Source organism: Streptomyces sp. NPDC048258 (assembly GCF_043201995.1).
Classification (GTDB): domain Bacteria; phylum Actinomycetota; class Actinomycetes; order Streptomycetales; family Streptomycetaceae; genus Streptomyces.
This window is the reverse complement of the sequence record NZ_JBICZH010000003.1, coordinates 204,430-228,586: the sequence shown is the minus strand read 5'-3', so window position 1 is coordinate 228,586 and position 24,157 is coordinate 204,430. Positions and strand designations below refer to the sequence as shown.

The 24,157-nt window shown below is 71.7% G+C and carries 23 protein-coding genes and 2 pseudogenes; 7 read left to right on the top strand and 18 right to left on the bottom strand.

All coding sequences use genetic code 11. The annotated features are described in order from the left end of the window. Positions 1-21: 21 nt before the first annotated feature. From ACGFYQ_RS08385 to ACGFYQ_RS08370, 4 genes and pseudogenes are all read right to left on the bottom strand, one after another. A pseudogene (locus tag ACGFYQ_RS08385) lies at positions 22-1,319 on the bottom strand (SLC13 family permease). Further along, positions 1,316-1,783: a CBS domain-containing protein gene (locus tag ACGFYQ_RS08380; RefSeq protein WP_393741303.1), complete on the bottom strand. Its 468-nt coding sequence runs from the start codon at positions 1,781-1,783 to the stop codon at positions 1,316-1,318. Before ACGFYQ_RS08380 ends, ACGFYQ_RS08385 begins: the two are co-directional and overlap by 4 nt. Beyond that, positions 1,770-3,034: pseudogene (locus ACGFYQ_RS08375) on the bottom strand (cation:proton antiporter). The gene ACGFYQ_RS08380 and the pseudogene ACGFYQ_RS08375 overlap by 14 nt, the downstream one beginning before the upstream one ends. An 876-nt stretch (positions 3,035-3,910) precedes the next feature. Continuing rightward, entirely contained in the window at positions 3,911-5,356 is a 1,446-nt protein-coding gene (locus ACGFYQ_RS08370; RefSeq protein WP_393741301.1) for a glycosyltransferase 87 family protein, read from the bottom strand. Positions 5,357-5,469: 113 nt separating this feature from the next. Here ACGFYQ_RS08370 and ACGFYQ_RS08365 point away from each other — a divergent pair, with 113 nt between their 5' ends. Continuing rightward, positions 5,470-6,612, top strand: a complete 1,143-nt coding sequence (locus ACGFYQ_RS08365; RefSeq protein ID WP_393741299.1) for a molybdopterin-dependent oxidoreductase — start codon at positions 5,470-5,472, stop codon at positions 6,610-6,612. Further along, positions 6,612-7,025, top strand: coding sequence for a hypothetical protein (locus ACGFYQ_RS08360; protein WP_393741297.1), 414 nt, complete (start codon positions 6,612-6,614; stop codon positions 7,023-7,025). Before ACGFYQ_RS08365 ends, ACGFYQ_RS08360 begins: the two co-directional genes overlap by 1 nt. 82 nt (positions 7,026-7,107) lie before the next feature. Here ACGFYQ_RS08360 and ACGFYQ_RS08355 read toward each other — a convergent pair whose 3' ends face one another. From ACGFYQ_RS08355 to ACGFYQ_RS08345, 3 genes are read right to left on the bottom strand one after another with little or no spacing between them, the layout of a single operon-like run. After that, a complete protein-coding gene (locus ACGFYQ_RS08355; protein ID WP_393741295.1) occupies positions 7,108-7,767 on the bottom strand; it encodes a methyltransferase domain-containing protein in 660 nt (219 codons plus the stop codon). Then, a complete protein-coding gene (locus tag ACGFYQ_RS08350; RefSeq protein WP_393741293.1) occupies positions 7,764-8,384 on the bottom strand; it encodes a DUF2064 domain-containing protein in 621 nt (206 codons plus the stop codon). Before ACGFYQ_RS08350 ends, ACGFYQ_RS08355 begins: the two co-directional genes overlap by 4 nt. After that, the gene (locus ACGFYQ_RS08345) at positions 8,381-9,097 is read right to left on the bottom strand and encodes a glycosyltransferase family 2 protein (RefSeq protein WP_362044505.1); all 717 of its coding nucleotides are present in this window, start codon (positions 9,095-9,097) and stop codon (positions 8,381-8,383) included. Before ACGFYQ_RS08345 ends, ACGFYQ_RS08350 begins: the two co-directional genes overlap by 4 nt. Positions 9,098-9,220: 123 nt before the next feature. Between ACGFYQ_RS08345 and ACGFYQ_RS08340 the strand changes: the two genes are divergently transcribed. After that, positions 9,221-10,048, top strand: coding sequence for a response regulator transcription factor (locus ACGFYQ_RS08340; protein ID WP_393741290.1), 828 nt, complete (start codon positions 9,221-9,223; stop codon positions 10,046-10,048). Further along, positions 10,041-11,150 carry a sensor histidine kinase gene (locus tag ACGFYQ_RS08335; protein ID WP_393741288.1) on the top strand — a complete coding sequence of 370 codons (1,110 nt, stop codon included), beginning with the start codon at positions 10,041-10,043 and terminating at the stop codon, positions 11,148-11,150. Before ACGFYQ_RS08340 ends, ACGFYQ_RS08335 begins: the two co-directional genes overlap by 8 nt. Before the next feature lie 119 nt (positions 11,151-11,269). On the opposite strand, the gene ACGFYQ_RS08330 is transcribed toward ACGFYQ_RS08335, so the two are convergent. Beyond that, positions 11,270-12,334, bottom strand: a complete 1,065-nt coding sequence (locus ACGFYQ_RS08330; protein ID WP_393741286.1) for an NAD-dependent epimerase/dehydratase family protein — start codon at positions 12,332-12,334, stop codon at positions 11,270-11,272. Between the two features lie 97 nt (positions 12,335-12,431). Further along, positions 12,432-12,635 carry a hypothetical protein gene (locus ACGFYQ_RS08325; RefSeq protein WP_393741284.1) on the bottom strand — a complete coding sequence of 68 codons (204 nt, stop codon included), beginning with the start codon at positions 12,633-12,635 and terminating at the stop codon, positions 12,432-12,434. A 637-nt stretch (positions 12,636-13,272) separates the two neighbouring features. On the opposite strand from ACGFYQ_RS08325, the gene ACGFYQ_RS08320 reads away from it, so the two are divergent. After that, positions 13,273-13,719 (top strand): SRPBCC family protein, encoded by a 447-nt coding sequence (locus ACGFYQ_RS08320; protein ID WP_362044513.1) that lies wholly within the window; start codon positions 13,273-13,275, stop codon positions 13,717-13,719. Positions 13,720-13,729: 10 nt separating this feature from the next. On the opposite strand, the gene ACGFYQ_RS08315 is transcribed toward ACGFYQ_RS08320, so the two are convergent. Then, positions 13,730-14,059, bottom strand: a complete 330-nt coding sequence (locus ACGFYQ_RS08315; RefSeq protein ID WP_362044515.1) for a TfoX/Sxy family protein — start codon at positions 14,057-14,059, stop codon at positions 13,730-13,732. Between the two features lie 55 nt (positions 14,060-14,114). Continuing rightward, entirely contained in the window at positions 14,115-14,255 is a 141-nt protein-coding gene (locus ACGFYQ_RS08310) for a hypothetical protein (RefSeq protein WP_393741281.1), read from the bottom strand. Between the two features lie 180 nt (positions 14,256-14,435). Between ACGFYQ_RS08310 and ACGFYQ_RS08305 the strand changes: the two genes are divergently transcribed. After that, positions 14,436-15,092: a class I SAM-dependent methyltransferase gene (locus ACGFYQ_RS08305; protein ID WP_393741279.1), complete on the top strand. Its 657-nt coding sequence runs from the start codon at positions 14,436-14,438 to the stop codon at positions 15,090-15,092. Here the strand turns inward: ACGFYQ_RS08305 and ACGFYQ_RS08300 are convergent. The 4 genes from ACGFYQ_RS08300 to ACGFYQ_RS08285 form a co-directional block, all read right to left on the bottom strand. Next, positions 15,062-15,559, bottom strand: a complete 498-nt coding sequence (locus ACGFYQ_RS08300) for a hypothetical protein (RefSeq protein ID WP_393741277.1) — start codon at positions 15,557-15,559, stop codon at positions 15,062-15,064. The two genes, ACGFYQ_RS08305 and ACGFYQ_RS08300, sit on opposite strands and share 31 nt — an antisense overlap. Next, the gene (locus tag ACGFYQ_RS08295) at positions 15,556-16,821 is read right to left on the bottom strand and encodes a molybdopterin-dependent oxidoreductase (RefSeq protein ID WP_393741275.1); all 1,266 of its coding nucleotides are present in this window, start codon (positions 16,819-16,821) and stop codon (positions 15,556-15,558) included. Before ACGFYQ_RS08295 ends, ACGFYQ_RS08300 begins: the two co-directional genes overlap by 4 nt. 485 nt (positions 16,822-17,306) lie before the next feature. Continuing rightward, positions 17,307-18,260, bottom strand: a complete 954-nt coding sequence (locus ACGFYQ_RS08290; protein WP_393741273.1) for a sigma-70 family RNA polymerase sigma factor — start codon at positions 18,258-18,260, stop codon at positions 17,307-17,309. A gap of 21 nt (positions 18,261-18,281) precedes the next feature. Beyond that, positions 18,282-19,475 (bottom strand): NAD(P)/FAD-dependent oxidoreductase, encoded by a 1,194-nt coding sequence (locus ACGFYQ_RS08285; protein ID WP_393741271.1) that lies wholly within the window; start codon positions 19,473-19,475, stop codon positions 18,282-18,284. A 347-nt stretch (positions 19,476-19,822) separates the two neighbouring features. On the opposite strand from ACGFYQ_RS08285, the gene ACGFYQ_RS08280 reads away from it, so the two are divergent. Continuing rightward, complete coding sequence (locus tag ACGFYQ_RS08280) at positions 19,823-20,332, top strand: DoxX family protein (RefSeq protein ID WP_393741269.1); 510 nt, start codon at positions 19,823-19,825, stop codon at positions 20,330-20,332. 170 nt (positions 20,333-20,502) lie between these two features. Here the strand turns inward: ACGFYQ_RS08280 and ACGFYQ_RS08275 are convergent, their stop codons facing one another. From ACGFYQ_RS08275 to ACGFYQ_RS08265, 3 genes are all read right to left on the bottom strand, one after another. Further along, positions 20,503-20,937, bottom strand: a complete 435-nt coding sequence (locus ACGFYQ_RS08275) for a hypothetical protein (RefSeq protein ID WP_393741267.1) — start codon at positions 20,935-20,937, stop codon at positions 20,503-20,505. Positions 20,938-21,063: 126 nt separating this feature from the next. Then, positions 21,064-23,160, bottom strand: a complete 2,097-nt coding sequence (locus ACGFYQ_RS08270; protein ID WP_393741265.1) for a SpoIIE family protein phosphatase — start codon at positions 23,158-23,160, stop codon at positions 21,064-21,066. Between the two features lie 456 nt (positions 23,161-23,616). Next, a complete protein-coding gene (locus tag ACGFYQ_RS08265; protein ID WP_393741263.1) occupies positions 23,617-23,835 on the bottom strand; it encodes a hypothetical protein in 219 nt (72 codons plus the stop codon). Between the last annotated feature and the right edge of the window lie 322 nt (positions 23,836-24,157).

Sequence of the window (24,157 nt, the reverse complement as noted above, 5' to 3'; positions counted from 1 at the left end):
TGGGGAGGGGCTGGTCGGTTCCTACGCCAGGGCGAAGTAGCGCAGCCACAGGTAGAGGGCGGAGATGGCGACGGTGGCGGCGGTGACGATGAGGCCGTACTTGGTGAACTGCCAGAAGGTGATGGGATGGCGGTTGCGTTCGGCGATGCCGAGGACGACGACGTTGGCGGAAGCGCCGATGGCGGTTGCGTTGCCGCCGAGGTCCGCGCCGAGGGCGAGGGCCCACCACATGACGTGGTCGGGTCGCCGCCCATGTCGGTGACGAGCTCGCTGGTCACGGGGGCCATGGTGGCGACGTAGGGGATGTTGTCGACGATCCCGGAGAGCACGGCGGAGCCGCCCAGCAGCAGCATCGTGCCGCCCACTTGGACTCCGCCGATGATGTCGGCGAGGTGGCCGGCGAGCTCGCCGATGACGCCGGTCTCGATGAGGGCGCCGACCATGACGAACAGGCCGGCGAAGAAGGCGAGCGTGGGCCATTCCACCTCGCCCAGCACCTCGCCGGTCTCGACCTTGGAGATCGCGATGAGCAGGCCGGCGCCGAGGAGGGCGACGACGCTGGGTTCGCAGTGCAGAACGGGATGCAGGACGAATCCGGCGACGACCAGCGCCAGGACGCCCAGGCCCTGGATCAGCAGGCGGGGCTCTTTGATCGCCTCGCGTTCGCGCAGCTCCATGATGTCGGCGGCGCGCTTCTCGTCGTAGACGAAGTGCTTGGCGAACATGAGCCGGCACAGCAGCACCAAGACGCCTGTCAGTACCGCGGCCAGCGGGGCGAGGTGCACCAGGAAGTCGTTGAAGGTGAGGCCGGCCCGGCTGGCGATGATGATGTTGGGCGGGTCGCCGACGAGCGTGGCGGTGCCGCCGATGTTGGAGGCGAACACTTCGGCGAGCAGGAACGGAATGGGTGACAACTTCATGCGGTCGCAGACCAGGAGCGTCACGGGGGCGACCAGCAGTACGGTGGTGACGTTGTCCAGCAGCGCGGAGGCCACCGCGGTGATGACCACCAGCATGGCCATCACCCGGAACGGTCTGGCCCTGGCCTTCTTCACCGACCAGATCGCCAGGTACTCGAAGAGACCGGTCCGCTTCAGCACGCCGACGATCATCATCATGCCGAGCAGCAGGAAGATGACGTTCCAGTCGATGCCGGTCTCATCCGAGTGGAAGGCCGAGACGTCGTCGGTGGCGCCGATGGCCAGCATCAAGGCGGCGCCGCCAAGGGCGGCGGCGACGCGGTGGATCCACTCGGTGATGATCAGGACGTAGACGCCCGCGAATACGGCGATGGCTGCCCAGCTCTGCCAGCCGCTCACGCCTGCCCGCCCGCCTGCAGCAGGTGGCGCATCAGGGAGGCGGCCGAGACCACTCCGAGAAGGCGGCCCTGGGTGCCGTCGCGTTCGATGACCGCGACGAGGGGGACGTGGGTGCGGGCCATGGCGGCCGCGATCTCCATCGTCCCCGCGTCCGGGCCGACGTAGGGCTGCTGGAACTCGCGCCGGGGCAGCCACTCGGCCACCGTCTTGCCCGCCAGGGGCTCTGCCATCGCTTCCGCGTGCCGCTCGTCGATGACCCGGGCGAGCAGTGGGTCCTCCATTACGTACTCGGGTACGAGCTGCCGCACCAGCTGTGAGCCGGGCACGACCGCGTACGGGGTGCCGTCCGTATCGAGGACCAAGAGCGCGGGCAGGTTCTGCTCGGCCAGCAACCGCACCGCGTCGACCGCGGCGTCGTCGGTGGTCACGTGCGGGTAGGGCTCGGCGAGTTCACGGGCGGGCATGGCGCTTCTCCTGCTGGGGTGCACTGCTCGGGGCGGGAAGGGACGGATGATTCTGCTGGTCGTCATCGGCCGGGATGCCGGCGAGGTCGTCGACGTGGAAGAGGCGGGCGATCGGTACGTCGGTGCTGGAGTGGGCGATGATCGAGAAGGCGATGCAGACGGCGATCAGCGTGTACGCCTTCTCGCCCTCGGGGATTCCGGCCTGGAGTACGAGGAGTCCGTAGACGACGGACGCGAATCCCTTGGGGCCGAACCAGGCGGCGACCAGCTTCTCCCGCCGTTCGATCCTCGCCCCCAGCAGTGAGACCAGCAGGGAGGCCGGGCGGATCAGCACGATCGCCAGCACGACCGCCACGTACCCGCCCACCGCCAGGTCTCCGAACAGCTGCGGCGTCAGCAGGGCCCCGAAGACGAGCAGGGCGGCGAACTTCGCCAGCTCCGCCAGCGCCTCTCCGAGAAGCTCGAAGACCGTCTTCGCCTCGGGCGACACGGAGGCCAGGACGGCGCCGGCGGAGAACGCGGCCAGGTAGGGGTTGGCGTGGGTGAGGTGGCACAGCCCGTAGAGGATGATCCCGGTGGCCAGCGGCAGCAGCGACTGGAGCTTCGGCTCGGCCCCGAGCAGGCGCAGTCGCACCAGAGCGGCGACCGTCAGCGGCAGGGCGACACCGAAGAGCAGTCCCAGCCCGAGTTCCAGGGCGACCGTGGCAACAGAGGCGTTTGCCTGGCCGGAGGCGGGCCCGGCGGCGGCGATGAGGATCAACACGACGGGCAGGGCGAGGCCGTCGTTGATGCCGCTCTCCACGTTCAGCAACTGCCGCAGCTTTGCCGGAACCTCACGGCGGCCCACGATCGCCGAGGCGAACACCGGGTCCGTGGGCGCGAGCACCGCCCCGACCAGGAACGACGTCGTCCAGTCCAGCCCCACGAGGTAGTGGGTGATCAGCGCCATGCCGGCCATGGCGAGCGGCATGCCCAGCCCCAGCGCGCGGGCCGGGTTCTTCCAGTTCTGCCGCAGCTTCGGGAAGGAGACGTGCATGCCGTCGGTGAACAGCACGGCAAACAGGGCCAGATCAGCGGTGACGGAGACGATCTCGCTGTCCGCCGTGATGTGGATCAGACCCAGGAATCCGCGCTGACGAGAGCCCCGCCCAGCAGGAAGAGGAGGGAGGTCGACAGGACGGTACGGGCGGCGAGCCCGGACAGCAGCACGGCGATCAGCAGTGCGACCCCGAAGACGGCGACAAGAACCATGGCGGCAGGACCCGATCTGTGAAGAGAGCTATCCCTTGTTCGCCGACCAGGCTTCCCGGCACACCACGGGCTACTTTATACATTCCTTACGGCTTGTTGACGGTTCTGTGACGGCAGTCCGGCACGTCCAATGTTGCCGGGCTCCGGCATGAACAGGCCCCGCGCACGGGGTCTACCGTGGGCGTTCGCACCAGAGAGGTACCGATGAACGGAAACCCGGCGTACCACGCCATTGCCCTCGCGACGGCGACCCTGCTGCTGCTCCCCTTCCCCGTGGCCATACTCGCCGGCTGGTCGCCGCCCAAGCTGCCGTCAAGGGCGGCGGTCGCTCCAGCCGCGTGGGCTCTCCTGTGCCTCTACGCCCTTGCCCCGCTCAATGCTGTCCCGCGCATGCTGGACGCGCCGGCGAGTGTGGTGATGGCCTGCCACCGCGGCCGGTCTCCTGTTCAGTGCGGCGGCCGTCGCCTGCCTTGTCCGGGCGGTTTGGTTCTCCCGCCGCCCGACACGGACCGGGGTCTGATCTGCCATGTCCGGCACCCGCGCTGCGACGCAGTGTGGTCGCACGTCCGGTCTGTGGCTGGTCGGCCGTGGCGCTGAAGCCGGGGACTGCGGAGGAGCGGAGTCGGCGCACAACCTCGCGGATCTGGTGATGTGGTCGCGTGGTGGTCGCAGCCACTCCGTGCGGCCCGTGTCGTGGCTGGACTTCTCGGCTCCGGTGAGGGTGTGGTCGATGGTGTCGACGGCCTCTCGGGCTGTGACGCCGAGTGACGGCTCGCCGGTCCGTGGGTGGTCCGGATCTTGGTCCGTGCTTATGAGACGGCCGCCGCCCTCCAATGCGATGGACGTCGGACTCGCAGGGCGGCGAGGCGAGACGCCTTATCGCCTTTCGTCGACCGGTGCGGTGGCTGCCACGGCCGGAACGGCCGCCTGGTCCCTGGCGGTACGCCGCCGAATCACGGTCATCACGAGGACGAGGGCGGTCGCCGCGCCGTAGGCGAGGCTGCTCAGGGTCGCCCCGTAGTCGTACGTCGGTCCGAGGACGTACACGGCCGCGCCCGCGAATGAGATGCCGAGCCATTCCCAGCGTCCGTCCAAGGCCACGAGGGCGATCAGGATGAGCGTGTACCAGGAGTAGCCGGGCGTGAGGAGGGCGAAGGACCAGCCGGTGACCAGGAGGGCGCCGCTCCAGGGACGTCGAGGGTCCCCGCGCCACATCACGTACAGGGACACGCCCGCGACGACGGCGAGCAGTACGGGGAACGCCCAGGTGTCGGGCAGGACAAGGCGCAGGAGCGAGTAGCGGGATCCGGCCGAGGCGTCGTCGTAGCCCTCTTCCTCCACGTAGCCGCCGAGGTAGCCGAAGACCGAGCCGTGCGAGAGGAGGACGTACGGGAGGTAGGCGAGTACGACGAAGGCCGCGGCGGGCAGTAGCACGGCGGCCGCGTCGCGGACGCGGCGGACCCCGGACAGCGCGCCGGGGAGAACGACGGCCGGCATCAGCTTCGTGGCGATGGCGGCGCCGATCAGCACGCCGCCCGCCGCCCGCCGGGTCAGGGCCCGGGAGGCGACGAGGCCGAGTCCGGTCACCGCGAGGAGCACGCCCAGGATGTCGACGTGGGCGTTGTTGACGGCCTCGAGGGGGACGGCAGGGCACCAGGCCCAGTACGCGGCCTTGTGGAGGTCGTTGCCGCGCCGTCGCAGGATCAGGAGGAGTGCGCCCGTGACTCCGAGGGAGATCAGGGCGGCGCCGGTCTGGAGCGGCTTGTGCCGGGCGCCGGCGGGGGAGAGGCCGTCGACGGCCATGAAGTACGCCTCGGCGACGGGCGGGTAGATGGTGTGGACGGCGGGCCTGTTGATGCGGGTGCAGTGGGGCGCGCTGCCGGTGTGGGGGATCCGCGCGAGGTCGGGGCCCTCGCAGGCGGCGCCGGTGGGGAAGAGCCAGGGGTCGCGCAGCCGGCCGAGCGCCTGGTCCTGTGGGGTGTGGTCGTACGGGGAGACGCCGGCGGCCTGGACCCGGCCGTCCCAGGCGTAGCGGTAGGAGTCGGTGCTGGTCCGCGGCGGTCCCAGCAGCCCCGTCACCGTGACGGCGACGGCCCCCGCGGCGATCAGCCACGCGACGTGGCGGGCCGGGACCCGCCGCAGGGCGAGCAGAGCGACGGTGAAGAGCACCCAGCAGGCCGCGTAGCACCAGAACAGCCCGACGGGGTCGCTGAAGTAGCCACCGAACACGAGGGTGAGGGCGAGGACCGTCGTGAGCGCGGCGAGGGCGAGTGCGGTGGTCGCGAGCGCGGCGCGAGGGCTGAGGGCGGCGAGGGGCTTCACCTGCGGAAGCGTTCCAGGAATCGGCCATCCCGTGGGTCCTGCCCCGCGGACGTCCGTGATTCGTAAGGTGTTCCGGCAGCCTGGGCGGGCCTCGTCGGGGGTGTGATGGGGCCATGCGATTCACCCTGTCTGCGGGGCCGCCCGTCACCTTCAAGGCGCGCCTGCACGATGCCCGTACCGCGACCGCGATCGGCCGCCGGCTTGGCCTGGCCATGGCCGTCTGCTTCGCGACCGGTGTACTGAGCCACTACCTCCAGCACCCGCCGGGTTGGCTGGCCGACTCGCTGCCGAGCCGCCCGTACTGGGGTTACCGGCTCGCCCAGGGGCTGCACGTGGCGTCCGGGATCGCCGCGATCCCGTTGCTGCTCGCGAAGCTGTGGGCGGTCTACCCGCGGCTGTTCGCCTGGCCTCCGGTGCGCTCCGTAAGCCACGCACTGGAGCGGACCTCCGTGGCCGTGCTCGTCGCAGCCGCACTGTTCGAGCTGTTCACCGGGCTGTTGAACACCTTCCAGTGGTACCCGTGGCCCTTCAACTTCGTTCCCGTGCACTACGCGGTCGCCTGGCTCCTCCTCGGCTCGCTGCTCCTGCACCTCGCCGTCCAGTGGCCGAAGATCCGGGACCACTTCACGCGCCGCTCCCCCGGAACCCTGGCGCTGCCCGAGGCCGACGGGCCCGACCGCCGACAGCTGCTCCTCGGCGTCACAGCCGCGGTCGGAGCTGTCACGCTCACCACGGTCGGACAGTCCGTCACCGCGCTCGGTGCGCTGGAGCTGTTCGGCCCGCGCAGCCCCGCCCACGGGGTCCAAGGGCTGCCCGTGAACCGTACGGCAGCCGCCGCGCGAGTCACCGAGGCCTCCTTGGCCGACTGGCGGCTGACCGTGGACGGGCCGCGTCCATACACCCTCACGCTGGAGGAGTTGCGCGCGATGCCGCAGCACGACGTCATCCTGCCCATCGCCTGCGTCGAGGGCTGGAGCAAATCCGCTCACTGGACCGGGGTACGGGTACGGGACCTCCTGGAGCGGGCGGGGGGCGGCCCGGGTGCGCGGGCCCGGGTGGTTTCCCTGGAAGCGGCGGGAGCCTACCGGGTGATGGAGATGGGACGTCTCTACGCTCAGGACCCGCTCACGCTGTTGGCACTGCGGTTGAACGGCGAGGCGCTGGCACCGGACCATGGCTACCCGGCGCGGATCATCGCCCCGAACCGGCCCGGTGTCCTGCAGACCAAGTGGGTCGGCCGACTGGAGGTCGTGTGATGGGCTTTCGCCACGTGGTGGGTGGATTCGGGCTGATGTGCGCGACCTGGGGCGGATGGCTGCTGCTCCAGCAGCCGGAGCCGTGGCGGATCGCCGGGTGGCTCGGGGGAGCGGTCGTGATGCACGACGGGTTCATCGTGCCCCTCGTGATGGCGATCGCCACCCTCCTTGCTGTCACGGGCCTGCGCCTGCGCGGGGTGGTGCGTGGAGCCTTGATCGTCGGGGGCTCCCTTACCGCGATCGCCCTTCCCCCTCTGCTGCGTCCTGCGGGCGTGGCCAACCCCACCGTGCTGCCGCTCGACTACCTGCGCAACTGGCTGCTCGCCATGGCGGCCATCGCATCGCTCACCTTGGCGTACGTCGGTGCGCGTGCCGTGATGCGCCGGGTGAGCCGGGTGAGCCGCCGAGCCTGATCGGGGCGCCGCCGCGGAGAGGTTCGACGTGGGATCCGCACTGCTGCGGATCCCACCCCGGCGGTTCTCCGCGCGTACGCGGTCAGCGGGTGAGGCGTACGAAGTGCCGGCCCGCCGCCTGCCAGGTGCCCGAGGGGGTCCAGCCCGCGTCCCCCGCGGTGGTGCACAGGGCGCGGGTGCCCAGTCGGGCCCACCGGAAGGACTCTCCGCGGCCGCCGTTCCCGTCCTCGACGTGTACCTCGACCCGTTCGTCGACGTCTGAGGCGGCCACCTCTACCAGCAGGGAGCCGCCGGGAGCGGTGAGCTCGGCGGTGCGGCGCAACATGGCGGTGGGGTTGCCGCCGATGCCGATGTTGCCGTCGATGAGCAGGACCGTGCGCCAGCCGCCTTCGCCGGGCAGCGGGTCGAACACCGACCGGCACAGGGCGCTGCCGCCCGCTCGCACCGTACGGGTCACTGCCTCGGGGGTGATGTCCACGCCGAGCGCCGCGTACCCGAGGCCGGCGAGGGCGGCGACCAGGCGGCCAGGCCCGCACCCGATGTCGAGGACCGGGCCGGTGCAGCGGCTCAGAACGGTGTGATCGGCCGCGTCGGGTTCGGCGCACCAGCGCTCGACCTCCAGCGGCAGCAGCCAGCCGTCGCGACGGCGCAGGTACAGCGGGCCCTGCCCGGTGCGCAGGGCGTCGGTGTACGGGTCGGCCTGCCAGGTGCGCGTGGTCGGCTCCGTGAGCTGGGCGGTCATCGGGTCGCCGCGCAAAGTCCGGAGTGCAGGGTGGCGAAGCGGGTGCGCGGAGCCGCTTCCGCCACGCGTTCCGCGTCGGCGGGGGTGTCCACGTCGCACAGCTCGGGCAGATCGCGCACGGCCAGTCCCGCGTCGGTCAGCCGGCGCCGCTGCGCCTTCCCCGTCTCCGGTACGGACATGGGTACGCCGAGCAGCAGGGCCGGGTCGGGTTCCGCCAGGCCCAGGGCCCAGAACCCGCCGTCGTCAGCGGGGCCGAACCAGGCGTCGGTCCCGGTGAAGTCGAGCCCCGGCGTCAGGAGGCCGGGGGTGACCTGGGGCGTGTCCATGCCGATGAGCAGGGCCGGTCCGTCGGCCAAGGCGAAGGCCGCGGCCAGCCGTGCGTCGAGCCCGCCCGCGCACTGCGGGACGACCTCGATTCCGTCCGGGAGCCAGGGCCCCACCTGCCCGTCGAGGACCAGGACACGGCGCCGGGCAGGGGTGGCGAGGATCGCCGCGAGCGTGTCCCGGAGCGCGGCGCGGGCCAGGTCGGCAGCCTGCTCGGGCGTGAACCGCGGGGTCAACCGGGTCTTGACGCGGCCGGCGACCGGGGCCTTGGCGATGACGAGGAGGGTGCTCATGCGGAGGCTCCCTCGGCCGGTGCGGTCCGGGTGTCCGGCGGCTCGGTGAGAACGCGGCGCATGTCCCGCACGGCGTGCCAGGTGCCCGACCAGGTCCCGGTGACCTTGGACTTCCCGGAGCGGGGCAGGTAGGGGACGTCGGTCTCGGCCACCCGCCAGCCCGCATCGGCGGCCCGTACGACCATCTGGAGCGGGTAGCCGCTGCGCCGGTCCGTCAGGTCCAGGCCGAGCAGCGCCTCACGGCGGGCCACCCGCATCGGCCCGAGGTCGTGCAGCCGCAGGCCGGTACGGCGGCGCAGCATCCGGGCCAGGGCGATGTTTCCGGCGCGTGCGTGCGCGGGCCATGCGCCCCGGTCCTGCGGGCGGCGCCGGCCGAGCAGCAGGTCCGCCTCGCCGGCCGCGACCCGGGCGGCCATCGGGGCGAGCAGGCCGGGGTCCATGGAGGCGTCGCAGTCGCAGAAGCAGACGAACTCGGCCCGCGCGGCGAGCAGCCCGGCATGGCAGGCGGCGCCGAAGCCGCGGCGGCTCTCGTGCACGACGGTGGCGCCGAGGGAGCGGGCGATGTCCGCCGAGCCGTCGGTGGAGCCGTTGTCGACGACGATCGCCCGCCACCCGGCCGGCACCCGCGCCAGTACCCAGGGCAGGGCCTCCGCCTCGTCGAGGCAGGGCAGTACGAGGTCCGCGACAGGCGGACGACATGCAGAAGGAGTCACCCTCCACACCGTAGGAACCGGAGGGCGAAGAAAGTGGCCGGAAGACCTTACGAAACGCGGACACCGTGCCGGAACCGCAAGGCCCAGGTCCGCCGGGGCGGGCCGCGGTGTCACTCTGATGGCATGGAATCCAGCAACGATCGGACCACCGGCGAGGGCGCGGGCAGCGACCGCGCCCCCGCCGCCGACGGCGTCACGGCCGCCCGCGTCCTGGTGGTGGACGACGACCCGACCGTCTCGGAGGTCGTGTCCGGCTATCTGGAACGGGCCGGATTCACCGTGCACCGCGCCGCCGACGGCCCGTCCGCCCTGGAGGCCGCGGCCCGGCACCGGCCGCACCTGGTCGTCCTCGACCTGATGCTGCCCGGCATGGACGGCCTGGAGGTCTGCCGCCGGCTGCGTGCGCGGGAGAACGGAAACCCCGCCGTGGCGGTGGTCATGCTCACCGCGCACGGGGACGAGGAGGAGCGGATCCTGGGCCTGGAAGTCGGTGCGGACGACTACGTGACCAAACCCTTCAGCCCGCGCGAGTTGGTCCTGCGGGTGCGCTCGGTCCTGCGCCGGGCCTCCTCGGCCGTTCCGGCCGACGAGCCCCTGCTGGTGGCGGCCGGCCTGGCGGTCGACCCGGCCGGCCGCTGGGCGACGAAGGGCGGTGCGGAACTGGCTCTCACCCTGAGGGAGTTCGACCTCCTCGCCTACTTCCTGCGACACGCTGGTCAGGTCTGCGGCCGGGAGCGGCTGATGCGCGAGGTCTGGGGCTGGGATTTCGGAGACCTTTCCACGGTCACCGTCCACGTCCGCAGGCTCCGGGCCAAGATCGAGGAGGATCCGGCCGATCCGCAGCTGATCCGGACTGTGTGGGGCGCCGGATACCGGTTCGAAGCAGCCCCGGACCCGACCCGCCGCGCCGGGGCCGCGGCAGGCGCCCAGACAGAGGCCGGTCATGCGTGACGTTCTGCTGATCGCCCTGTACGCCTTCCTCGGCGCGGGCGGAGCCGGGCTGCTCGGCGCCGTGGCGCTGCGGATACTGCGCCGGCGCAGCGTCGCCGTGTCCCTCGCGGTCGTCGCGGCCGTCGCCGTCTGCGCGATGCTCGCCGGGACGCTCGCGGTGGCCTGGGCGATGTTCCTCTCCTCCCACGACCTCGCCGTGGTGACCACGGTCGTCGCGATGGCCGCCGGCGTGTCCCTGGGCACCGCGCTGCTGCTGGGCCGCCAGGTCGTGCGGCGCTGCCGGGAACTCGTCGGCGCGGCACGCGACTTCGGGGAGGAGGGCACCTTCACCGCTCCCGCCGTGCCCGCCCCCGCCGAACTCACCGCGCTCAGCCGCGAACTGGCCCTCACCAGCGAACGCCTCGCCGCGTCACGTGAACGCGAGCGAGCCCTGGAGACCTCACGGCGCGAGCTCGTGGCCTGGATCTCTCACGACCTGCGCACCCCGCTGGCCGGTCTGCGCGCGATGTCGGAGGCCCTCGAAGACGGCATGGCGGCCGACCCGGCCCGCTACCACCAGCAGATGCGCGCCGAGGTGGACCGCCTCAACTCCATGGTCACCGACCTCTTCGAGCTGTCCCGCATCCACGCGGGCGCCCTCTCCCTCAGCCCCACCCGGATCTCCCTCTACGACCTGGTCGGCGACGCACTCGCGGGCGCGGACGCCCTGGCCCGCGAACACGGCGTGCACCTGGCCGGCGGGAGCGTCGCCCCGCTTCCCGTGGAGGTCGACGGCAAGGAGATGACCCGGGTGCTCTCCAACCTGCTGGTCAACGCCATCCGCCACACCCCGGCCGACGGCACCGTCGCCATCGCCGCCGAACGTCGCGCCGGCGGGGTGGTGCTGTCCGTCACCGACGCCTGTGGAGGCATCCCCGACGAGGACCTGCCCCGCGTCTTCGACACCGGCTGGCGCGGCAGCCAGGCCCGTACCCCTCCCTCGGGCGCGGGCCTGGGCCTGGCGATCGTACGGGGCATCGTCGAAGCCCACTCCGGGCACGCCGACGTCCACAACGTACCGGGCGGCTGCCGCTTCGAACTCACCCTCCCGGCACCCGCGTAGGGCCCGCCCCGGCCTTCCGCCCGGGCCTGCCCGATGGTCGCGCGGACACGACGAGGGCCCATCGGCGTGTCCTGCCCACGGTCCCTCGCGAGGCCGGTGCCGAGGCGGGGCGGGATGGATCAGCCGACGACCCCCGCCGACGCGCGCTGGCCGGCGCGGGCGAACTCGGTCATGCCCTGCGCGAAGCCGACCTTCGGGCGCCAGCCCAGTTCTTCGCGCAACCGGGTGGAGTCGGCGGTGATGTGGCGTACGTCGCCGAGGCGGAACTCGCCCGTGACCACCGGGTGCGGACCCCCGTACGCCGCCGCCAGCGCGGACGCCATCTCGCCGACCGTGTGCGGATCGCCGCTGCCCGTGTTGAACGCCGTCAGCGTCCCGGCGGACAGCCCGCCCACGGCCTCCAGGGCCACCGCGTTCGCCGAGGCCACGTCCCCGACGTGGACGAAGTCCCGCCGCTGGGCGCCGTCCTCGAAGACCTGAGGGGCCTCGCCGCGGGCCAGCGAGGAGCGGAAGAAGGAAGCCACTCCGGCGTAGGGCGTGTCGCGCGGCATCCCCGGCCCGTACACGTTGTGGTAGCGCAGGGACACGGCGCGGCCCTCCGTGCACCGGGCCCACGAGGCCGCCAGGTGCTCCTGGGCCAGCTTCGTCGTCGCGTACACGTTCCGGGGATCCGTCGGCGCGTCCTCGCCGACCAGACCAGGCGCGAGCTCTTCCCCGCAGTCGGGGCAACGGGGCTCGAACCGGCCCGCCATCAGGTCCTCGGTCCGCCGCGGCCCGGGGCGCACCGTTCCGTGTCGTTCGCACGTGTACCGGCCCTCCCCGTAGACCACCATCGACCCGGCGAGGACGAGTTCCCGTACTCCGGCGGCCGCCATCTCCGCCAGCAGCACCGCCGTCCCGAGGTCGTTGCAGCCCACATAGTCCGGGGCGTCAGCGAAGTTCTTCCCGAGGCCGACCATGGCCGCCTGGTGGCACACCGCGTCCATCCCGCGCAGCGCCGACCGGACCGCGTCCGCGTCCCGCACGTCGGCCCGAACGAACTCGGCGTCGGGCAGGGGTGGTGTGCCGGGGTGGGCGGCGGGCAACAGGGCGTCGAGCACGACGGGGTCGTGGCCGCGGTCCTTGAGGGCGTTGACGATGTGGGAGCCGATGAACCCGGCTCCTCCGGTGACGAGTACACGCATGACGGCGACGTTACGCAGCAGGCCGCGTCGGCGGAGTCTCCCACGCGTGCACGTAAGACTTCCGTCATGCGGTGCGGGGAGCGTGCCGACCCGGCCGTCAGTGGTGGCCGAGGTGTGCGTTGTCCTTCCAGATGCCGTCGTCGGGCATGTCGAGGTGGGCGGTGAGGGACCGGCGCCACGGGGGAGTGGCGGTGGGTTCGCCCCGGTAGTCGGTGACCCGCACGGCACGGCCGTCGAGGAGCTCGGCGATGGTGACGTTGCGGTAGAGGCGGCCGTCACCGTAGTCGCAGGTCCATTCCACGACGATGACGTGGTTGTCGAGGTGCAGCGTCGTCCCACTTCGAGCGTGAGCTCGGGAAAGTTCCCCTCGATTTCGCCGATGAGCTTGCTGCCGCGGACGACCTCGCCCATCTGTGGCCATTGCCGCTCCACATCGGGGGCGAGCGGCACCCCGAGGATGTGGGCGAGGCGGGTGCGCCCGTCGGATCGCGGTGTCGGCTCGTTCATGACAGGTCCTTCCTGACGGTTGACGGCGGTCGGATGCGGTGTGATCGCGGAGGTGTGGCGTGACTGACCTCAAGGTCCCACCTGCCGACGAAGAACGCGCTGCTCGCCGCGTTTCGCGGCGTGCTGGCGGACCCGCCCCGCCCTCGTTTCTGGGTCAGGAAGGCGGGCCGTCCCGACGCGTATCGTGCGCACCAGCGACCTCACGGGACACGCGGCGGTCACCATGCTGGCCGAACAGGCTGTCGACCCTTCGTCAAGCAGCACCCCCGCCGCGAATGGTGCTCGGCCGGCTTCGGCAACCGTGCCCGCGTCGCCCGCCACTACAAGCGCCACCGGAACGTCAAGGCCGACCCCGAGCTCTGAGGCGGACGCCCTCTGTGAAGCTTGAGATCCTGTAGCCAAGCTCCGTTCCCGCCGTCCGGGAGGCTCCGATGAAGGTCGACGTCCTGACCGAGGCCGTGATCGCCGCCCCGTGTGATCAGGTCGCTTCGTACGCGGCCGACCCCACGAACGCGCCCGTGTGGTATGCCAACATCACTTCCGTCGAATACCGGACCCCACCACCGGTGCAGATCGGCTCGAAGGTCGCGTTCGTCGCCCGCTTTCTCGGCAGGCGGCTCGCCTACACGTACGAGATCACGGCGTACGAGCCCGGCCGCCGGATGGTGATGCGGACGGAGCAGGGTCCGTTCCCCATGGAGACCACCTACACATGGGAGCCGTACGGGCTATACGCGGACCGCACCCGCATGACCCTGCGCAACCGGGGTGAGCCCAGCGGATTCGCCTCGCTCGGAGCCACCGTGATCGCGGCCGCCATGCGCCGCGCCCAGCGCAAGGACCTGGCGGCGCTCAGGGCGCTGCTGGAGGCACGTTGAGTACGGACGGCTACTTGGGCGGAAGTGTGGCGGCGAAAGCCGTGGCCGTCGTGATCCAGTGGTCCAGGACGGCGTCCTCCGCCAGAGAGGGCCCGCCGACGGTCACCCAGCCGCGCATCGGACGTCCGGTGAAGTCCATGGGCCGGGCCTCCGGGCGGGCGAGGGCCCGCTCGGTCCCCTCCGGACCCACGCGGGCGATGAGCTCGTCGCCGGCCACGCCCACCGTCATGTTGCCGTGCAGCAGGAAGGTGAGGCCCCCGAACATCCGTTTCTCCGTGAGGTCGGGCCGCTCACCGAGCCGCTCCCGGACCCGCTGGGCCAGCCCTTCGTCGTACGTCACGCTTCCACTGTCCTGCGCAGAGCGGCCGCCCGCACGCCGGCCTTGACCGGCCAGTTCAGCCGGACGTGGCGCGGCTGATGGCGGACTCGACGAAGCTGGTGGCGAAGGCCGCCTCCTTGCCGGTCAGGGCGCCACCGAGGTTCCAGACGTCGGAGGCCGGCCGACGGGCCAGCCCGTCGTCACCGCACACGACCATCCGCCCATCCGGGCCCGGGTGTTGAGGCTACGCTGATCTCGAGGACACCGCCCGAGGATGCCCCTGATGAGCAGGTCGGCCCGGCCCCCGGCCACCCGGCCGGTGTACGGCGCGAGGCCGTTCGGGGGAATCAGCGGCCTGGAGGGGGCCACGGCCGGGGTGCGTGGCGAGACATGAGAAGTGACCGCTCACGAACACCGGGCCTGGAGCAGCGGCTTCTACGCGCGGGCGATCCACACCCCGCAGCGCACCCTGTCCCTGTGCGACGCGGAGGGCTGGTGGTTCCCCCTGGACCTGGAACGGTGGTGCGCCCGGGCGGACGGGGCCGACCGGACGGTGCTGCGCCGGTGCACCGGCCGGGTGCTGGACATCGGATGTGGCGCCGGCCGGCTGGTCGAGGCGTTGACGGGGCGGGGCAGCCAGGTCCTCGGCATCGATGTCTGTCCCTCCGCCGTGATCACGACCGTGTGCCGGGGCGGCTCCGCCCTGAGCCGGTCCGTCTTCGATCCGATCCCCGACGAGGGCCAGTGGGGAACGGCGCTGCTGATCGACGGGAACATCGGCATCGGCGGTGACCCCCGGCGGCTGCTGCGCCGGGTCCGAGACCTCGTACACCGGGAAGGCCTCCTCCTGGTGGAGACCGCCTCCACTGACGTGGACGAGCGCCGCCGCGTCCGGATCCACGCCGGGCAACGGCCCGTGAGCGCCGTCTTCCCGTGGGCCCTGGTCGGCACCGCCGCCCTGAGCCGCCACGCGGCCTCGTCGGGATGGACCGAGGCCGAGCGGTGGACCACCGCCGGAGGCCGTCACTTCGTCGCGCTGCGCGCCTGCCGCTGAGCCCGGCTCCGGTTCCATGTTCGAACGATGAGTACCGCTGCGGAGGCCGCGAACAGCGCGGCCGTGATCAGCAGCCACCGCGACAGGAAGCCGTCCGCGGGAAGGGCGGTCGCGGCGGTGTAGTACCCCACCCGGCCCAGGACCAGCGGCCACCAGACCAGCAGCAGGACACCGGAGACGAAGGCGGGCACGCGGACGTAGTTCACGCTCACCCGCGGCGCGGGCCGCTCGTCGCCCCGGCCCCGGGCGAACAGGACCTGCATCGCGCGGTCGGTCACCGAATACAGGGGGAGCAGTACGAGGTCGTGCAGGAGGGCCGCACCGACGAACCACACGGCCACGCCGACGGTGTCCCCCTCGAACAGGCGCAGCCCGGCGTACAACGCGAGGGCGAAGGAGGCCAGGACGAGCAGCAGGTGCAGCGGGGAGGCGCCGTAGCGGCGCCGGAAGGCCGTCGCGGCGCTCATGCCGGCTCTCCGAACGCCAGGCGGGTGACCCACTTGGTGTTGTGCACGCCCGGTGCCCCGGGGACGATGATCCGCGCCGGATAGCCGTGGTCGGGGGAGAGGACCGCTCCGTTGACCCGGACGGCCAGGAGCGACCGGCTGTCGCGGACCTGGTTGTCGCGCAGCACCGCCGAACGGAAGGAGCCCCCGCGCTGCACCGACTCCACCAGGACCTCGGGCGTGCGTACACCGAGCCCCACGAGGGCGGCCAGATCGGTGAGCCGGACTCCGGTCCACTGCTGGTCGGTGGTGGACCAGCCTTCCACACAGGCGATCGGCAGGGCAGCCTCGCGTTGCGGCATGGCCAGCAGCTGCTGGTACGTCAGGTCGACTTGTCGGCCGGCGCCGCGTACGGTCAGCCGCCAGGCGGGGCCCGTGTCACTGGGCCGGATGCCGACCGAGACGGCGGTCTTGTTGATCTGGAAGCCGTTCGGGCCCGCGCCCGGATCCCGGCCGTGCGGCGCGAGCAGTGCGGTCCGCCGCCACCACCCGCCGATGCTCTGCCCCGCCGTGACTACCAGCAGCACCGCCGACCCGAGGCCGACCATGGCGAGGGCGCCCCGGCGCGAGATGGTCGGGGTCGCGGGCCGCGGGGAGATCAGCCCGGCCGCCTCCTCGGTACCCGCGGCGGGCCCCCCGAGCCGGTGCCGGACGGCGCGCAGGGCTCGGGGTAGCCGGAAGGACACGTGCACCACGAAGGCGCCGATGAACACCCAGGCCCCGTAGAAGTGCAGTGTGTAGAAGGAGCCGGGGAAGATGTAGTGCAACTGGACGTTGAGGATCCCGGTGACGAACTCGAATCCGGCGCCGCCGACCAGGAGGAACAGGGAGAGCCGGTCGAGGGCATGGCTCAGCGAGCGGATCGGAGGCCACTCGAACAGCTTCGGAATGACCGACCACAGCTTCGCCAGGAGCACCGGCACGAGCACGATCCCGAGCGTGACGTGCACCCCCTGAGTGACCCGGTAGAGCCAGTACGGGGACGTCGGCCAGGAGAAGAGGTAGAAGCCGAGCCATCCCTTGTCCGGGGTCTGGTCGTTGACCGCCGCCAGATCCGGGTTGTACGCCGCGTACGACAGCAGGCCGGTCACGAACAGCACCGTGATCCCGAACAGCAGGACCAGCCCGAACACCGCGGTCAGCCTCGGACCGCGCAGGGGACTGCGCCAGAACTCCGGACGCGCCGGCCCCGGTGGAGGCCCCGCCCCCACGGCCGAAGCCATGGCCTTCCGCAAGCGAGCCAGCGGCCCGGGCCCGGATTTCCGACCGGTGGGCTGCCCGGTTCCCGGACCTCGACGGGGCGGGGCCCCGGCCGCCGGTGCCGGCACGCCGTCCGGCCGATCCGGCCCGACGCCGCTCACACCCATCGGACACCTCCACGTAGCGGGATACCGGCCGTCGGAGAGAACATGCCGCACCGTGGATGCGACCGGTCCGGCGACACGCCAGACGCGGACCACCATGTGCATTCGGGCGACCCCTGCCCATGAGGGGGCAGGCCTCCCGGCCCTCTTCGCGGTCGCTCCTGACGGGCCCGACGATGTACTGCCGGCTTGACCGAGTGTCAGGACAACCGAGTTGCTCCGGGTACCCGAGGCCACTCGGAGGGACGTCGGACGGTTCGGGGCCGCCTGGACTTCGCACCCATCCGGATCGACGTCGGTGATCTCCTGGTCGCGCAGGTGAACACGTGTGAAACGCGGGCTCATCACCACTGGGCGATGAGTGGGGTGTCCGGTCCGTGCTGCCGCCAGGCTTCGGTGAGGCGGACGAGGCGGGTGGGGGCGGCGATGCCGCGCACGGTTGCGATCTTGTCGTTGACGATGTCGAACGTGACGGCGCCGATGACCTGGTCGCCGAGCACGAAGAGGATGGCGGGGGCGCCGTTGACGAGCGCGTAGTGGATGGCGGGCGCTCCGCCGGCAAGCCGTCGTTTCGCGGGCGTGGGTTTGAAGCCGCCCCGTGCGATGGCGGCGACGCGCTGCGGAGTGTCGTACCGCAGCAGCTTCTCGGCCAGGCCGGCGCCGTCGGAGATTGCGATCACGTCGTCGGTGAGCATTGCCACCAGACGTTCGGTGCGGCCCGAGGTGGCAGCGGCGAGGAACTCCTCGACGATCCTGCGGGCGGAAGCCGGGTCGACCTCGCCGCCGCGGCGGCGTGCGGCGGTGATGCGGGTCCGGGCGCGGTGGAGGTGCTGCTGGCTTGCGGACTCGGTGATGTCGAGGATCTCGGCGATCTCGGCGTGGCCGTAGGAGAACGCTTCGCGCAGGAGGTAGACGGCCCGCTCGATGGGTGAGAGGCGCTCCATGACGGTCAGCACGGCCAGGGAGACCGATTCGCGCTGCTCGAAGGTGTCGGCCGGGCCGAGCATCGGGTCGCCGTCGAGGAGCGGTTCGGGCAGCCAGGCGCCGACGGTTCTTTCGCGGCGGGCCTGTGCCGAGCGGAGTCGGTCGAGGCACAGGTTGGTGACGACCTTGGTCAGCCATGCTTCCGGCGCTTTGATCTGCTGCCGGTCGGCGGCCTGCCAGCGCAGGAACGCGTCCTGTACGGCGTCTTGGGCGTCGGCGGCGGAGCCCAGCAGCCGGTACGCCAGCGAGGCCAGCCTGTTCCGGCTGGCCTCGAACCGACTTGTGTCGAAGAGATCGATGGCGGCGCTGTCCACGCGGATCACCCTATGGGGCGGCTACGCGACCGCCTTCTCGGGGGACGCGTCACAAGCGGGGGCCAGGCGGTGCTTGCGCTTGGGCAGGCCGAAGGTCGGGTGGGAGTTGGTCCACAGCGACATCTTGAGGATGCCCGCCTTGATCCGCGCGGCCTTCCGGCCGCCTACGTACTTCGGCTTTGCCTGCCCTGTGTTGTCGACCATCTGCAGGATCCCGTCCCGCCGTCCGAGGCTGATGTGGTTGCCCGGGTACTCCAGCTTGGTGTTTGCGATCTTGCGGCCGGTCAGGCGTCCCACGATCGCGTTCGTGGCCTGCATGCCGGTGAAGCCGGCCGAAGCGCAGGACATCGGCAGCGGCCGGCCGTTGTCGCCGATGGCGTAGGCGCTGTCGCCGACGGCGTAGACGTTCGGGTGCGAGAGCGAGCGCATGGTGCGATCGACGACGATCCGACCGTTCTCGGTGACCTCCAGCCCGCCGGCGGCGGCGATGGGGCCGGCCGCGAACCCGGCCGTCCACACGGTCGCGTCGGACGCCAGGGCGGCGCCGTCGGCGCACAGCACCCGCGCCGCTTCGACGGCTTCGACCTCGGTGTGCTCCAGGACGGTGATGCCCAGCCGGTCGCAGGCCTGGCGCAGGTGGCTGCGGGCTCCGGCGGAGAGCCGGTCGCCCAGCTCTCCTCGGGCGACCAGCGTTACCGACAGGCCGGGCCGGGATTCGGCGATCTCGGTGGCCGTCTCGATGCCGGTCAACCCGTCGCCGACGACCAGCACACTTCCGCCTTCGCCCCGCCTGTCCAGGCTGTCCAGGCGCTCGCGCAGACGCAGCGCCGAGGGCCGGCCGGCGACGTCGAAGACGTGCTCGGCCACACCGGGGACGCCGTGGTCGGCGGCGTGGCTGCCGAGCGCGTAGAGAAGCGTGTCGTATCCGAGCTCGCCGTCGGCGTCGGCCACGGCGACGACCTGGCGCTCGGGGTCGACGGCAGTGACACGGGCCAGGCGCAGCCGTATTCCCGTGCCCACGAAGACGTCGGCGAGCTCTGGAGCCTCGATCTCCTGGCCGGCCGCGAGTTGGTGCAGCCGCAGCCGCTGGACGAAGTCCGGCTCGGCGTTGACCACGGTGATCTCGGTGTCCTCCGGGGACAGCCGGCGGGCCAGGGTCCCGGCCACGTAGGTCCCGGCATAGCCGGCGCCGAGGACGACGATGCGGTGCTTCATGTGCTGCTCCTGTCGGTTCGCTTGGCTCTCGGTGACTTGAGCGGAACAGTGCCCCGATTCCTGACAGGAACTGGATGTGGCGTGGGTCACAGAATGGCAGGGGTATGGGCCGGGCTGGCCGGCTGTCTGATCCTGGCCTTCGCCCGCCCGTCTCCTCGGTTCTCTCCGGTGCCGCTGTGCTGGCCGTCGGCTCCTTCGCCCACGGCATCCGCCGTACGATCACCGCGCGCCGGGAACCGTAGCCCGGCGGCGCGCCACACCGGACACACGCAGAGCCGCCGACGCCCGTCTGCCTCGCGGGACTATGGCGCCAACCGCCAAGCCTCGAAAGCAGAGGGGCATCTCGTATGTCGCAGCTCAACGACTGGCAGACCCGGCTGACCTCGACCGACGCGCCTGCGGCGACCATCCTCGTCCGCCTGTACGTCGGGGCGGTATTCCTCTTCGAGGGCATCCAGAAGTTCCTCTACCCCGACCAATTGGGCACCGGCCGCTTCGACAAGGCCAGCATCCCCGCCCCAGGGTTCTTCGGCCCCCTGGACGGGGTCTTCGAGATCGGCTGCGGCATGCTGATCCTGGCCGGACTGTTCACCCGGCTCGCCACCGTCCCCATGGTCGTCGACATGCTTGGCGCCCTGCTCATCACCAAGCTGCCCATCCTGTGGGGCAACGCGCCGCTGTTCACCGGCAAGTCAGGCTGGTGGGCCTTCATCCACGAGTCCCGCACCGACCTCGCCCAACTGTGCGGCAGCCTCTTCCTGCTGATCGTGGGCGCGGGCGCCTACTCGCTCGATGCCCGTATGCACGGACCGTCCACCGGTATCCCGGCGGCGGAGCGGCAGCCGGTCCGGCACTGACCTGCGACGCGGTGCCCGTCTCGTCGAGGGCACGTTCCCTTCCCTGCCGGCCCCGGTGCAGGCCGCAGTTCAGCGGACAGCCGCTCGACCCGGGCCCGGCCAGATCATCGTCATCAGGTTCCTGTCGGGTGCTGGAGCAGGTCGGAGGGCGTCGGGTGTTCGGGCGGGTGTCACCGGCGGCCGGCCGCGGCCATGACGAGGCCGGTGATCAGCAGGGCCAGGCCGAGGACGAGGACGGGGAAGCCGGGTCCGGGCAGGACGTACATGGCTGTCCCGGCCAAGGTGAGCGGTGCGCCGATGGCGGCCATCACTCTTCCGTTCCGTCTTTCCGACATGGGCTGGCCCTTGCTCGGGGCTGTGGAACGTGTGGCGGCTGTGGTGTCGCGGCCGGTGAGGAAAGCCGTGAGTGCCCCAGTGAGCACAGCCCAGGCCGCTGCCGCCCAGCCGAGCCGGGGAATGCCGGTGAAGGCCGTGGCCGCGGCGACTGCTGTGCCGGCTGCCAGGGCCCGGGGGCTGGTCGCGAACGCCCACTGGCGGCGGGCGCTGCCCGGGTGCCGGAGCTGGGTGAGTGCGGTGCGGATGACCAGGGCGGCGATGACGATCACGGGTGCCAGCAGCGAAGAGTCGGCGTCGGCTATCAGGGGTGCTGTCCGTCTGCGCGGCCATCAACGGGTTCTGCCGTTGTAGCGCGCTGGGTCTCACCGAGGAGGTCCGCTGTACCGATGCAGTAGTCAGGTGTCGTGCGGCTCGGACAGTGCGAGGGTGGCTTGTGCGATGAGGATCGCGACGTCGTCGTGGTCGTCGGGGTGGCGCAGGGAGTGCAGGAGCCACTGGCAGGTGTCGTCCAAGGGGCGGCGTGGTCCGTCAAGGGTGTGCAGGAGGGTGTTCAGGCGCTCGTCGATGGGGTGGTGGCGGGTTTCGACGAGGCCGTCGGTGTAGAAGACGAGCCGGTCGCCCGGGCTCAGGTCGAAGGCGGTGGTGTGGAAGGGGACGCCACCGACACCGAGGGGTGCGCCGGTGGGCAGGTCGAGCAATTGGGGGTGCCGGCCGGCTGCGGCGAGGACGGGCGGGAGGTGTCCGGCGTTGGCGATGCGGCACCGGTGATCCTCCGGGTCGTAGACGGCGTACAAGCAGGTGGCGATGTAGTGCTCGAGCCCGCAGGTGATCTTGTCGAGGTGCCGGAGGACCTGGTCGGGTTCCAGGTTGAGGTCGGCGAAGGCGCAGGTGGCGGTGCGAAGGCGACCCATGGTGGCGGCGGCGTCGATGCCGTTGCCCATGACGTCGCCGACTACCAGGGCGGTCTTGTCGCCGGTCAGGGGGATGACGTCGTACCAGTCGCCTCCGACCTCGCTGGTTGCCTGGGCGGGCTGGTAGAGGGAGGCGATTTCCAGGCCCTTGAGTGGAGGTGGGTGGCCGGGCAGGAGGCTGCGTTGGAGGGTTTCGGCGGTGTTGCGGACGCTCTGGTGCCAGCGGGCGTTGTCGATGGCGACGGCGGCGCGGGCGGCCAGCTCCACGGCCAGGAGCACGTCATCTTCGTCGAAGGGGAGCGGGTTGCGGGCGCGCAGCAGGTCGAAGGCGCCGAGGACCTCGTTGCGGGCGATCAGCGGCACCGCGAGGTAGGAGTGCACGCCGGCTTCGGCGAAGGCGGCCGCGCCGTCGGCGTCGCGGGCGATGTGCTGCAGATCCTTGCTCCCGGCGTGGGCGACGACGATGGGCTGCCCTGTGTGGACGCACCGGGTGATCAGCCGGTCGGCGCTGTACGCGGCGAGGTCGCCGGCCTTGATGGCGGTGGTGGCCTGGGTGGGGTAGGCGGCGGCCACGGCGAGCGCGCGGAACACCTCCGGGCCCGGCTCGTGGGAGGGGGTGGTGCGGCGGAAGGCCAGGACGGAGTCAAGGACGTCGACAGCCGCGATGTCCGCGAGGTCGGGTACAGCGACATCGGCCAGCTCCTGGGCGGTCCGCTCGACTTCCAGGGTGGTGCCGACGCGGGCGGAGGCGTCGGCGATCACGGCCAGGCGGCGCCGGGCCCGGTCCGCCTCGCTGGCGGCCCGGTGCCGTTCGCTGACGTCGACCACCGAGTTCGCCACCCCGATCACCCGCCCGCTCCGGGTCTCGATGCGGTAGTACGACACCGACCAGGCGTGATCACGGTCCCGGTCGGCCGGCGTGCGGCCGACGGTGTACTGGTCAATCAGCGGTGTGCCGGTCAGCAGCACCTGCCGCAGCGCGGACTCGATGGTGTCGACGTCCAGGAACGGCAGGATGTCGGCGGGGCGGCGGCCGATGTGGTCGGCGGCCGGGATGCCGTTGATGCGCTCCAGGGCCGGATTCACCAGCAGGTAACGCAGGTCGGTGTCCAGCAGGGCGATGCCGATGGGAGCCTGCGAGACCAGGCGCTCGGACAGGGCCAGGCCCGTCTCCACCCGCGCCAGCGTGCTCTGGTCGGCGGCGATCCCCAGGGCATAGACGTCACCGAGGTCGTCCAGCAGCCGCATGTTGCGAAACTCCACCAGCCGCGTGCTGCCGTCCTTGTAGCGGATCGGGAACGCGCCGGCCCAGCTCGCCCCGGTGCTCATCACCTCGGCGAACAACTTGACCACCAGGTCCTGGTGCTCCTCGTGGACCAGCAGGTGCGCCGCGTACTGGCCCAGAGCCTCCTCGGCGGTGTAGCCGAACACCTCGTCGGCTTGCGGGCTCCAGAACACGATCCGCCCGCGCGTATCGAGCACGACCGCGGCCACACTGAGCAGATCGAGCAGCCCACCCGGTGGCGATGTCCCTGCCTGACGGTCCCGCCCCTGTCCCGGGAGCGGCTCGTGTGCACCCATCCTGGACGGCTCCCTCCTCAGCGGAGCCCGCCACAGGGCGCGCGCCAGCTGCAGGCTCTCCTAAACATGCTGCGCCCGGAACCCCGCTGCTGCACGATCCGAGGCGACCCGGGGACGACCCAGCACCCCCACATATCGGTGTCGCCCGTCCGCGGGGCGCTGGCATGGCAACCGGCAGCACGGCCGTCCTGCGGCTGGCCGTCCCGGCCTGCCGGCGGGGGCCGGGGTCGGCGCGGTGGAGACCGCACGGCATTCCGCTGTCGCGCCCTCGTGCCGAAGGACCTGCGCGGGGCCGCCTTCGGGCTGCTGGCCATGGGACCTGGGCTGGGCTCAAGGAGGCCCAGCTGTCGCCGGCTCGACCGCGGCCTATGGGCGGCGCGGCAAAGGCGCGGCGGGTGCCCGGGCACCGGACCTGACCCGGCTCGAACAGCAGACAGCGCGCCGGCCGAGGTGGGTTCAGAGCGTGAGAAGGCTTCGCACCGTGAGGCTGATGCCTACGGTGAGGACGGCGAGGGCAGTGAGGACCGTCGCGTAGGGGGTGTAACGGCGCAAGGAGGGCAGGCGGCGTTCACTCAGAGCGGCGAGCCTGCTTCCGCCGCCGGAGAGCAGCAGGCCGGCGGCGGTCAGCGTGAGGGCCATGCCGAGGCCGTGGCGGCCGACCGCAACATCCCGCACTCGGGACTCCTGTAGAGCTTGCCCTTGCCCGAGACCGAGGCGTGGCAGGTGATGACGATGTCCCGGGTCGGTCCGAGTGGGACCTCCGGCCTGCACGTCGAACCGAGCGGGACGTGACGGAACTCACCATGAGTCGATGGCATGTCGGCAGGCTCGGGCGGCACTGACAGCCGGCCGGGCAAGCTGTCTTCTCTACCCTGCAAGGGGCCGGACCGGACGAGTCCGAGCAGGTGCCCGGGTGTCAGCACAGGGGATCTGGGGACCAGTTGGGGACCATGCGATGTGGGCGGTGGTGCACGACACGCCTCATCATGCACCGTCT